At 74.2% G+C, this 11,074-nt stretch carries 10 protein-coding genes; 9 read left to right on the top strand and 1 reads right to left on the bottom strand.

All coding sequences use genetic code 11. The annotated features are described in order from the left end of the window. Window positions 1-3 precede the first annotated feature (3 nt). From hppD to ACIRST_RS18475, 5 genes are all read left to right on the top strand, one after another. Window positions 4-990: a 4-hydroxyphenylpyruvate dioxygenase gene (gene hppD / locus ACIRST_RS18495; protein ID WP_402803137.1), complete on the top strand. Its 987-nt coding sequence runs from the start codon at window positions 4-6 to the stop codon at window positions 988-990. 30 nt (window positions 991-1,020) lie between these two features. Next, window positions 1,021-1,935, top strand: a complete 915-nt coding sequence (locus ACIRST_RS18490) for a phytanoyl-CoA dioxygenase family protein (RefSeq protein ID WP_402803136.1) — start codon at window positions 1,021-1,023, stop codon at window positions 1,933-1,935. 104 nt (window positions 1,936-2,039) lie between these two features. Then, window positions 2,040-3,107 (top strand): thiamine pyrophosphate-dependent dehydrogenase E1 component subunit alpha, encoded by a 1,068-nt coding sequence (locus ACIRST_RS18485; RefSeq protein WP_402803163.1) that lies wholly within the window; start codon window positions 2,040-2,042, stop codon window positions 3,105-3,107. Continuing rightward, window positions 3,104-4,072, top strand: a complete 969-nt coding sequence (locus tag ACIRST_RS18480; protein ID WP_402803135.1) for an alpha-ketoacid dehydrogenase subunit beta — start codon at window positions 3,104-3,106, stop codon at window positions 4,070-4,072. Before ACIRST_RS18485 ends, ACIRST_RS18480 begins: the two co-directional genes overlap by 4 nt. A 47-nt stretch (window positions 4,073-4,119) precedes the next feature. After that, on the top strand, window positions 4,120-4,908 hold the full coding sequence (locus tag ACIRST_RS18475; RefSeq protein ID WP_402803134.1) for a DUF3050 domain-containing protein: 789 nt from the start codon (window positions 4,120-4,122) through the stop codon (window positions 4,906-4,908). Between the two features lie 54 nt (window positions 4,909-4,962). On the opposite strand, the gene ACIRST_RS18470 is transcribed toward ACIRST_RS18475, so the two are convergent. Next, window positions 4,963-6,312 (bottom strand): acyltransferase, encoded by a 1,350-nt coding sequence (locus tag ACIRST_RS18470; RefSeq protein ID WP_402803133.1) that lies wholly within the window; start codon window positions 6,310-6,312, stop codon window positions 4,963-4,965. Window positions 6,313-6,485: 173 nt separating this feature from the next. On the opposite strand from ACIRST_RS18470, the gene ACIRST_RS18465 reads away from it, so the two are divergent. The 4 genes from ACIRST_RS18465 to ACIRST_RS18450 all read left to right on the top strand — a co-directional run bounded on the left by ACIRST_RS18465 (window position 6,486) and on the right by ACIRST_RS18450 (window position 11,034). Continuing rightward, window positions 6,486-8,852 carry an FHA domain-containing protein gene (locus tag ACIRST_RS18465; protein WP_350520898.1) on the top strand — a complete coding sequence of 789 codons (2,367 nt, stop codon included), beginning with the start codon at window positions 6,486-6,488 and terminating at the stop codon, window positions 8,850-8,852. Window positions 8,853-8,993: 141 nt separating this feature from the next. Next, a complete protein-coding gene (locus ACIRST_RS18460) occupies window positions 8,994-9,608 on the top strand; it encodes a hypothetical protein (protein ID WP_350520899.1) in 615 nt (204 codons plus the stop codon). Further along, window positions 9,605-10,672, top strand: coding sequence for a serine/threonine-protein kinase (locus tag ACIRST_RS18455; protein WP_402803132.1), 1,068 nt, complete (start codon window positions 9,605-9,607; stop codon window positions 10,670-10,672). Before ACIRST_RS18460 ends, ACIRST_RS18455 begins: the two co-directional genes overlap by 4 nt. After that, window positions 10,660-11,034: a DUF1304 domain-containing protein gene (locus ACIRST_RS18450; RefSeq protein WP_350520901.1), complete on the top strand. Its 375-nt coding sequence runs from the start codon at window positions 10,660-10,662 to the stop codon at window positions 11,032-11,034. Before ACIRST_RS18455 ends, ACIRST_RS18450 begins: the two co-directional genes overlap by 13 nt. Window positions 11,035-11,074: the final 40 nt, after the last annotated feature.

Here is an 11,074-nt window from a genome sequence, read left to right as displayed (position 1 = left end):
CCGATGTCCGTCCAGACCATCACCCACGCCGAGTTCCACTGCGCCGACGCCGACAAGACCGCGGCCGGGCTCTGCGCCGACTACGGCTTCACCGCCGACGCCCCGGCCACCGCGCCGGACGGCACCCGCACCGTCGAACTGCGCCAGGGCACCATCCGGCTGCACCTGGCCTCCGCCGCCGACCCCGAGCACCCGGTCGCCGACTTCGTCGCCCGGCACGGGGACGGCGTCGCCGTCCTCGCCCTGGGCTGCACCGACCCGCAGGCCGCACTGGAACGCGCCGAACGGCACGGCGCCCGCGTCCTGGACCGCGCCGGCGCGCTGCTCGCCGGCTTCGGCGACACCGCGCTGCGCCTCGTCCCGCTGCCCACCGACGGGCCCGCCCCCGAGCCGAGCCTGCTGGACGCGCTCGACCACGTCGCGATCTGCCTCCCGGCCGGCGAACTCGCCCCCGCCGTACGGTTCTGCGAGGCCGCGCTCGGATTCCACACGATCTTCGAGGAGCACATCGAGGTCGGCGAGCAGGCCATGGACTCCAAGGTGGTGCAGAGCCCCTCCGGCGCGGTCACCTTCACCCTGATCGAACCCGACACCGGCCGCCGGCCCGGCCAGATCGACGACTTCCTGGCCGCCCACGGCGGCGCCGGCGTGCAGCACCTCGCCTTCAGCACCCACGACATCACCACCGCCGTCCGGACCGTCCGCGCCCGCGGCGTGGAGTTCCTGACCACCCCGGGCGCCTACTTCGACGTCCTGGCCGAGCGCTTCGGCGAGACGGCCATCCCGGTGGAGACCCTGCGCGACCTGCACGTCCTGGTCGACCAGGACCACGGCGGCCAGCTGTTCCAGATCTTCGCCCGCTCGACCCACCCCCGGCGCACCTACTTCCTCGAACTGATCGAGCGCCAGGGCGCCGGCACCTTCGGCACCGCGAACATCAAGGCCCTGTACGAGGCCATCAAGCGGCACAGCTCCGCCGCCTCCGCCTGACCACCCCGCACCCCCGAAGGAGGCCCGACCATGACCACGACCGCCGAGTTCCGGCTCACCGAGGCCGAGCGCGCGCTGCTGCCCACCCCCGACGAGGTCGCCCACTACCGCGAGCACGGCTGGTACCTGTCCCGCCGGCTGTTCGGCGACGAGGAGCTGGACACCCTGCAGGCCGCCACCGAGCTGTACTACACCGGCCACCGCGACCGCGAACTGCCCGTCCGTCCGCCCAGGTTGGCGTCCTGGCAGCCCTCGGACGGTCCCGTCCAGCGGCACAACGACTACGTCCACTACGAGAGCGACGCGATCGGCGCCGTCCTGCGCAAGCCGCTGGTCGGCGCGGTGGCCGCGCTGCTCGCCGGCACGGAGGAGATCCGGATCTTCCAGGCCACCCTGATCTACAAGCCGCCGGTGCCCGGGGAGCCGAGCAACCGGGTGCCGTGGCACTTCGACAAGCACTACTGGCAGACCTGCACCTCGCAGGAGATGCTCACCGCCTTCATCCCCTTCCACGACTGCCACGAGGAGAACGGCACCATCACCATGGTCGACGGCAGCCACCGCTGGCGGGAGCTGCCCTCCGGCGAGGACTCCACCCGGCACTTCGCCGACCGCGACCGCTCCGAACTGGACGGCATCCTGGCCGCCAACGCCGCCCACAACGGGCAGCAGGTGACCAAGGTCCCGATGCCGATCCCGCGCGGCCACATGTCCTTCCACCACTGCCGCACGTACCACGGCAGCGGCCCCAACCTGGCCTCCTACCCGCGCCGCGCCGTCTCGCTGCACCTGCAGGACGCCGCCAACGAGTACCACCGGCACGACCGGGCGGACGGCAGCCCCGTGGTGTACAACCACGACGTCCTGGTGCGCCGCACCGCCGACGGCCGGCCGGACTACGCCGACCCGCGGTTCTGCCCGGCGGTCTGGCGGGGACGGCCGTGACGGCTCCCCCGGACACGGCCACCCCGGCCGCAGCCCTTCCCCCGGAGGCGGTGCGCGCGCCGGGCGTCCCCGCCCCGCTCGGCACGCCCGCCGAGCGCTACCGGATGCTGCGGCTGATCCGCGGCTTCGAGGAGCTGGCGCTCGGCCTGGTGAAGTCCGGCGCGATCCCCGGCGGCATCCATCCGTACATCGGGCAGGAGGCCGTCGCGGTCGGTGTCTGCTCGGCGCTGGGCCCGGCCGACCGGCTCACCAGCACCCACCGCGGCCACGGCCACGTGCTCGCCCGGGGCGCCGCCCCGCACCGGCTGCTCGCCGAACTCCTCGGCCGCGTCGGCGGGTTGAACGGCGGCCGGGGCGGATCCATGCACGCCGCCGACCTCTCCCTGGGCATCCTCGGCGCCAACGGCATCGTCGGCGCCGGCGCCCCGATCGCGGTCGGCGCCGCCTGGGCGGCCCGCCAGGAGCAGGCCCGCCAGGAGCAGGCCGGTCGGCAGACGCAGGCCGGTCGGCCGGCGCAGACCGCCCCGCGGCAACAAGCCGACCCGCAGGCCCAGACCGCCCCGCGGGCGCGGACCGGCCAGGAGCCGCCCGGGCGAACCCCGGTGGCAGTGGCCTTCTTCGGCGACGGCGCACTCAACCAGGGCGTGCTGCTGGAATCGCTCAACCTCGCCGCGATGTGGCGCCTGCCGGTGCTGTTCGTCTGCGAGAACAACGGCTACGCCACCACCCTGCCCGCCGCCACCGCCGTCGCGGGCAGCGCCACCGGCCGGGCGGCCGCCTTCGGCATCCCCGCCGAGGAGGTGGACGGCATGGACACCGAGGCCGTCCGCGCCGCCGCCCTGCGCGCCGTCGAGCGGGCGCGCGACGGCGGCGGCCCCGGCTTCCTGGAGTGCCGCACCTACCGCTACGAGGGCCACCACACCATGGAACGCCGGATGAAACTGCGCTACCGCACCCCCGAGGAGGTCGAGGCCTGGCGCGGGCGCGACCCGCTCCCCCGGGCCGCCGCCCTGGTCGACCCCGCGGCGCTCGCCGGGCTGGACCGATCGGTGGCCGAACAGCTCACCTCCGCCGAGGAGTTCGCGCTCGCCTCCGAACACCCGGACCCGGCGCGCGCATCGGACCACCTGTACGCGGACGGGCTGCGGGCCCGGGCGGGAGCGACACCGTGACCAGGCTCTCGTACACCAAGGCGCTCAACCGGGCGCTGGCCGACGAACTCGCCGCCGACCCCGCGGTCTGCGTCTTCGGCGAGGACATCGGCGCCGGCCTGGCCGGGCCCACGCTCGGCCTGCTGGACCGCTTCGGCCCGGACCGGATCGTCGACACCCCGCTGTCCGAACAGGCCTTCACCGCGATGGCGGTCGGCGCCGCACTGGCCGGCCGACGCCCGGTGCTGGAGTTCCAGATCCCCTCGCTGCTGTTCCTGGTCTTCGAGCAACTCGTCAACCAGGCGCACAAGTTCTCCCTGATGACCGGCGGCCAGGCGGCCGTGCCGCTGACCTGCCTGGTCCCCGGGTCCGGCTCCAGGGACGGCTGGGCCGGACAGCACTCCGACCACCCGTACAGCCTGTTCGCGCACGCCGGCCTGAAGACCGTGGTGCCCGCCACCCCGACGGACGCCTACGGGCTGCTGCGCTCGGCGATCCGCGATCCGGACCCGGTCGTGGTGTTCGCGCCCGCCGCCGCCCTGCCGGTGCGCGAGACCGTCACCCGGGAGCTCGCCCCGGTGCCGCTCGGCCGGGCCCGGATCCACCGCCCGGGCACCGACGTCACCGTGGTCGCCCTCGGGCACCTGGTGCACGGCGCGCTGGCCGTGGCCGAGGAGGTCGCGCCGGACGTCTCGGTGGAGGTGTTCGACCCGCGCACCGTCCACCCCTTCGACTGGCAGGCACTGGCCGACTCGCTGCAGCGCACCGGCCGGCTGGTGGTGATCGACGACTCCAACCGCAGCTGCGGCTTCGGCGCGGAGGTGCTGGCCACCGCCGCCGAGGAGCTGCGCCTGATCGCCCCGCCGCGCCGGATCACCCGGCCCGACGGCGCCGTCCTGCCCTTCGCCCCGGCCCTCGACCGGGCCGTGCAGCCGAGCCGCGACCAGCTGCGGCACGCGCTGTACGCCGTCATGAAGCACCCCTGACCGGCCCCCGATCCCGCAGCACACCCCGTGACCGACAAGGAGCCCGCATGTCCGCCAACCGCTACCACTGGGACCGCTCCCACCCCGGACTGACCAGCCTGCAGCAGGCCATCGACCCCCTGCGCCGCGAGGTGGTCGGCCATTCCGTGTACGCGGCGCTCACCGACATCGAGCGCGTCCGCACCTTCCTGAACAGCCACGTCTTCGCCGTCTGGGACTTCATGTCGCTGCTGAAGAGCCTGCAGCGCGACCTGACCTGCGTCGAGGTCCCGTGGGTGCCCGGCGGCCCGACGGCCAGCCGGCGGCTGATCAACGAGATCGTGCTGGTCGAGGAGAGCGACGAGCTCGGCGAGGGCTACACCAGCCACTTCGAGCTGTACCTGGACGGCATGCGCCGGGCCGGCGCCGACCCGCGCCCGGTGGAGGCGTTCCTGGCCCTGCTGGGCACCGGTTCCGCCGTGCCGGAGGCGCTGAAGGCCGCCGACGTCCCGCAGCCGGCCGTGAACTTCACGAGCACGACCTGGTCCGTCATCGAGAACGCCCCGGTGCACTGCCGGGCCGCGGCCTTCGCCTTCGGCCGCGAGGACCTGATCCCCGAGATGTTCGCCCAGGTGATCGCGATCGACGACCCGGACGGCCTGCTCACCGTCTTCAAGGACTACCTGGCCCGGCACATCGAGGTCGACGGCGAGCAGCACACCCCGATGGCGATGCAGATGCTGATCGACCTGTGCGGCGACGACCAGGCCAAGTGGGACTCCTGCGCCGTGACCGTCCGCACCGCGCTGCAGGCCCGCTCCCGGCTGTGGACCGGGATCGAGCGGTCCTTCCGGTAGCGTCCGGCGCCCGGACGGCGCTCAGACGGCGCTCGGACGGCGCTCGGACGGCGCTCAGATCACCTTCGGCAGCACGGCGGCCGACGCGGGCGGCTCGTCGGCCGCCGTCCGGAAGCGGTGCAGCGCCGCCCGGCCCTCCGCACCGCGGACCCGGGCGGCGAGCCGGGCCGGCAGCACCACCGTGGTCAGCCACCCCTCGCCGCGGAACCCCTCGACCGTCCAGCAGACCCACGGCAGCGGGTAGTTGGCGGCCGGGCTGAAGAACACCGGGCGCTGCCCCTGGAAGCGGACCGCATAGGCGCCGAAGCGGCTCCAGTTGGAGAAGCTGAACCGGCGGGCCTGCGGGTCGAAGCCCAGCGGTACGCACTCGCGCAGCCGCGAGCGGCCGAGCGCGGCCAGGAAGCCGAGGTTGGCCCGGAGGTTGAGGTGCGCGGTCGGGAACTCCTCGACCGCCGCCCGCAGCGCGCCGGCCAGCGCCGCCGGGCCGTCCCCGGGCCGGTGCGGCACGTGCACCTCGCTCAGCAGGTTGCCCACCAGGGCGGGCGAGAGGCCGAGCCAGCGGCGCGCGTTGACCGGGACGGTCAGCATCCGCTCGGCGTCGTCGCCGTCCAACTCCCGCAGGGTGGCGAGCAGATGCGCGCACAGCACGTCCCCGGCGGACAGTCGGCGCCCGGCCGTGGCACCGAACTCCGCGCGCATCCGGGCCACTTCGGTGTCGGTGAAGGCGATCTGGACGGTCCGGTTGGCGCGCGGCCCGGCCGCCACCTCGCGGGCCAGCAGCTCGGCCTCGGCGGGCGCGGGCACCCGGAACCCGGGCCGCCCGCAGTCCTCGGCGGGCAGCGCACCGTCCAGCAACTCGTCCTGGTCGGAGACGAGTTCGGCCTCCGGGAGCGGTTCCCCCTCGACCGCCGCCGACCAGATCCGCAGCAGCAGCATGAAGCTGTGCAGATCGCCGATCGCATGGTGCCAGGAGCAGCCGAGCAGCGTCCCGCCGTCGGCGGTGCGGGTGACCCGGACGGTGAGCAGCGGGGCGCCGCCGGTGCGGGCGCCCGGTGCGTCCAGCCGGTCGACCAGTTCGGAGCCGGCCGCCGTGACCCGGCCCATCGCCTCGGCGAGCGTGCCGTCCACGGTGTAGACCTCCAGTGGCACGCCGGAGTCGTCACAGACCGCTTCCAGGGCCCCGTCGACGGTGCGCAGCCGCCCGGCGAAGACCGGCACCCGTTCCAGGGCGCGGGCCAGGCCGGCGGCGAGCCGGTCGTCGTCCAGCGGCTGCTCGAAGCAGAGCACGACCGAGACGGCGAGGTCGGCGAGCATGGTGTCCATCAGGCCGCAGCGCAGCACCCGGCCGGTGGCACGCCCGGCTCGGACGGTCCGGGATCGGCGCAACCGGGGCCAGATGCTCATGGGTTCCGTTCCGAAGCACTCGATGCCACCCGGCGACGCCCGGCACTCGCCGACGCCCGACGCCCGGCGACGCGCGGGCACGCCGAACGATAGTGCCGCCGCGGCACAGTGGTCCAGTCCAATCCTGTGGTCCGGGAAGGCCGTTCGCGCCCACCGGCGATAGAATTCCCAGCATGGGAGAGCGCGTCGGCGCACTCACCGCGCCACCCCTCGTCCTGGTCACCGAGACCGACTCCCAGCTGATCGACCCGACCCGGGCCTATCACGTCGGCCGCGACCCGACCAGTGAGATCGTGCTGGACGACCCCCGGGTCTCCTGGCACCACGCGATCCTGCGCGCCACCGACGGCCACTGGCTGCTGGAGGACGTCGGAAGCACCAACGGCACCTTCGACGACGGCCACCGGGTCAGCCGCGAGGACGTCGGCCCGGGCACCCGGCTGCGGTTCGGCGATCCGGCCGACGGCCCGTCCGCGACCTTCGCCGGCCTGCCCGCCCCGGCGCCGGACGAGCGCACGGTCCTGGTCGCCCCGGAGAGCTCCGGCGTCTTCCGCAGTCCGAGCGCCGTCCTCCAGCTGCCCGGCCGTACCGTGCGGATCGGCCGCTCGCCGGACAACGACCTGGTGCTGGACGACCTGGTGGTCTCCCGGCACCACGCCGAGCTGCGCGAACTGCCCGACGGCAGTCACGAGATCGTCGACCTGAACAGCCACAACGGCACCTACCTCAACGGCCGCCCGGTCAAGCGCGGCCCGGTCGGCCCCGCGGACATCGTCGGCATCGGCCACTCCGCGCTGTGCCTGGTCGACGGCCGACTGGTCGAGTACACCGACACCGGCGAGATCTCGCTGGACGTCCAGCACCTGGTCGTCCACGTCGGCCCGGACCGCCGGGTCCTGCTGGACGACGTCAGCTTCCCGCTCCCCGAGAAGACCCTGCTCGCGGTGGCCGGCCCCAGCGGAGCGGGCAAGTCCACGCTGCTCAACGCGCTCACCGGGCTGCGCCCCGCCGACCAGGGCACGGTGCTGTACGACGGACGCGACCTCTACCGCGACTACGCCGAGTTGCGCCGCCGGATCGGGCTCGTCCCGCAGGACGACATCCTGCACACCCAGTTGACCGTCCGCCGCGCGCTCACCTACGCCGCCGAGCTGCGCTTCCCCGGCGACACCGACCCGCAGGAGCGGGAGGCCAGGGTCCTGGAGGTGATCCACGAACTGGGCCTGGACGAACGGGCCGACCAGGTGATCGCCAGCCTGTCCGGCGGCCAGCGCAAGCGGGTCAGCGTGGCCCTGGAGCTGCTGACCAAGCCCTCCCTGCTCTTCCTCGACGAGCCGACCTCCGGGCTGGACCCGGGCATGGAGCGCTCGGTGATGCGGATGCTGCGCGGGCTGGCCGACGACGGCCGCACGGTGGTCGTGGTGACGCACAGTGTGCTGAGCCTGAACGTGTGCGACCGCCTGCTGGTGCTGGCCCCGGGCGGCCGGACGGCCTACTACGGGCCGCCCGGCGAGGCACTCGACTACTTCGGTCAGGACGAGTGGCCGGAGGCCTTCGAGGCCTTCGAGAGCGACACCGAGGGCGTCGCCCGTGACCGGTTCCGGGCCTCGTTGCAGTACCAGCGGTACGTGACGGCCGAGGCGGCCCACCCGCCGCACGACGCCGCGGCGGCCGCGCCGACGATCGGCCACGAGAAGCCACAGAGCTGGCTCTCCCAGCTGGGCACGCTGGTGCGCCGGTACTCCGCGGTGCTCGCGGCCGACCGGCTGTTCCTCACCGTCATGATCGCGCTGCCGTTCATCATCGGCCTGATGTGCCGGGTGATGGCCGGCTCCCGGCTCACCGACGAGAACGCCATCAACTGCCTGCTCACGCTCTGTCTCGGCGGTGTGCTCACCGGTTCGGCCAACTCGGTGCGCGAGATCGTCAAGGAGCGCGCGATCTACCGGCGGGAACGCGTCGTCGGCCTGTCCAGATCGGCGTACCTGGTCTCGAAGGTGGTGGTCCTCGGGGCGGTCACGGTGGCGCAGGCCGCGGTGCTGACCGTGGTCGGCCTGGGCGGGGTCAAGCTCTCCGCCGAGCCCCGTCCGGGCTCCCCGCCACCGGTGACTAGCGGTGTGCTGATGCCGCAGCTGCCCGAACTGATCATCGCGGTCGCGGTGCTCGCGTTCACGGCGATGATGCTCGGCCTGGTGGTCTCCGCCGCCGTCGACAAGGAGGAGACCACGATGCCGCTGCTCGTGCTCCTCGCCATCGTCCAGATCGTCCTCAGCGGTCTGATGCTCAAGCTGGTCGGCGTGCCCGGCCTGGAGCAGTTCGCCTGGCTGTTCCCCTCGCGGTGGGGCCTGTCCTCCATGGCCCGGACGGTCCAGTTGAACGGGCTGACCATCCCGTCCCCGATCACCGCGGACCCGATGTTCCGCCACGAGCGCACCGGCTGGCTGGTCGGGATGGGCGCGATGCTCGGCCTCTCGGTGGCGTACGGCCTGGCGGTGCTGGCCCTGCTGCGGCGGCACGAGCCCTCGGTGATGCGCAAGTAGTCCGGCGGCCGGCCCGGGCGCGGGCGTGCACCCGCGCCCGGCGCCGGGTCGGGCCGCCGCCGGTAGAGTGGGAACCGACCCTGTGGTGCGAGTCGTGCCGCGCGCGGCGGGGGTCGCGCGGCGGAGGAAATGTAGCCGCCCATGGACGAGTTCGTGTTCAGCCCCACCCACGTCGCCCCGCCGGGCGGACTGGCCTCCTGGACGGCCCCGGACCCGGCACGGCCGTCCGCGCGGTTCGACGCGCTGCTCCCGCTGCAGCTGCTCGGCCGCCAGGGCGACTGGGCGCAGGTCCTGTGCTCCAACGGCTGGAGCGCCTGGGTCGACGGCCGGCTGCTGGTCGCCCTGCCGCAGCCGCCGCCCGCCGCCGGGGGCCCGCCCGCCCGGACCGCCGATCCGCGCCCGGCGCTCGCCGAGGCCGAGGCCGCGCTGGCCCGCTACCGCGCCCTGCTGGAGGACCTCGCGGCCGGGACCCTCGACCTGGAGGCGTTCCGGGAGCGCACCCGCGGCCTGCGGGTGGGCCTGGTGGTGGACGGCGAGGCGCTCTGGGTCTTCGACCCGGTGCACGACCGCTGGTGCTACTGCGACGGGCTGCAGCTGCAGACGTACGCGGCCACCGACCGGCAGCCGGCGCCCGCCGCACCGGAGCCCTCCCCGCGGCACACGCCGACCCCGGCACCGGCGCAGTCGCCCGCGCCCGGGGCGTCGCCGTCGCCCGTGGGCGGCCCGTACGCGCCCACCCAGGCCGGCGAGCCGTGACCTCCGCCGAGCAGCCGTCCGCCCCGAGCCTGCCCGCCGGCCTGGTCGGGCGGAAGGTCGCGGACTACCGGCTGGAGAGCGAGATCGGCCGCGGCGGCATGGCCGTGGTCTACCGGGCCAAGGACCTGCGGCTGCGCCGGACCGTCGCGGTCAAGCTGCTGGCGCCCGAGCTGGCCCGCAACGAGGTGTTCCGGCAGCGCTTCATCCACGAGTCCGAGGCCGCGGCGGCGATCGACCACCCGCACATCATCCCGGTGTTCCAGGCGGGCGAGCACGACGGCATCCTGTTCATCGCGATGCGCTACGTCGAGGGCGGCGACCTGCGCGCCCTGATCAACCGGGGCGGCCCCTTCCCGGTCGAGCGCACCACCCGTTTGGCCCTGCAGATCGCCTCCGCGCTGGACGCCGCGCACGACCACGACCTGGTGCACCGGGACGTCAAGCCGGGCAACGTGCTGGTCGCCGCCGGCACGGACAGCGAGCACCCCGAACACCTGTACCTGGCGGACTTCGGGCTCACCAAGAAGTCCCTGTCGCTCAGCGGGCTGACCAGTGTCGGCCAGATCGTCGGCACGCTGGACTACGCGGCGCCCGAACAGATCTCCGGCCGGCCGCTGGACGGGCGCTGCGACCAGTACAGCCTCGGCTGCGTGGTCTTCGAGATGCTCGCGGGCACCCCGCCGTTCCGCCGGGAGAGCGACCTCGCACTGCTCTGGGCCCACCTCAACGACCCGCCGCCGGCGCTGGAGGAGCACCGGCCCGACCTGACGGCCGCGATGACGGCGGTGGTCGCCCGGGCGCTCGCCAAGACGCCCGAGGAGCGGTACGCGAGCTGCCTGCAGTTCGTCGCCGAGCTGCGCGCGGCCACCACCGCGGCCGACGCCCCCGACGCGGCCCGGTGGGGCGGCGGCGGGCCGCCCACCCAGGTCGTCCCGGCGTTCGACCCGCGCGTGCCCCGCGCGGTGCCGGAGCCCCCCGCCTGGGCCTCGCCGGTCGTCCACCCGCCGCCCGCGTGGCCGTCCCCGTTCGCGTCCGGAGGGAGCCGCTCGTCATGGATGCCGTGAGCCAGGTCTTCGCCATGGTCGCCGCCGCGATCCACCTCGTCGCGTGGCCGCTGGAGAGCTTCCTCTACGGACACCCCCGGGTGCGCTACCTGCTCACCGGCAACACCGCGGACGCCCCGGAGGTCCGGCTCTGGCGCTTCAACGTGGGCTTCTACAACCTCTTCCTGGCCCTCGGCCTGGTCACCGGCCTGGTCCTGCTGCACTCCGGCCACGGCGGCTCGGGCCGCGCGGTGATCCTCTACATCGCCGCCTTCATGGTCGCGGGCGGGATCACGCTGTTCGTCTCGGAGCCCAGGCTGTGGCGCGGGGCGCTCGGCCAGGCCGTCCCGGCGGCGGTGATCCTTCTGTCCGAGGCCTTTTGACGGGACGTCATCTGTTTCACCGGCCGCGGGCACGGCTACA

It is taken from the genome of Kitasatospora sp. NPDC101447, assembly GCF_044767225.1.
In the GTDB taxonomy this organism is placed as follows: Bacteria; Actinomycetota; Actinomycetes; order Streptomycetales; family Streptomycetaceae; genus Kitasatospora.
The sequence above is the reverse complement of the archived record's forward strand: the minus strand, read 5'-3'. Positions and strand labels throughout refer to the sequence as shown.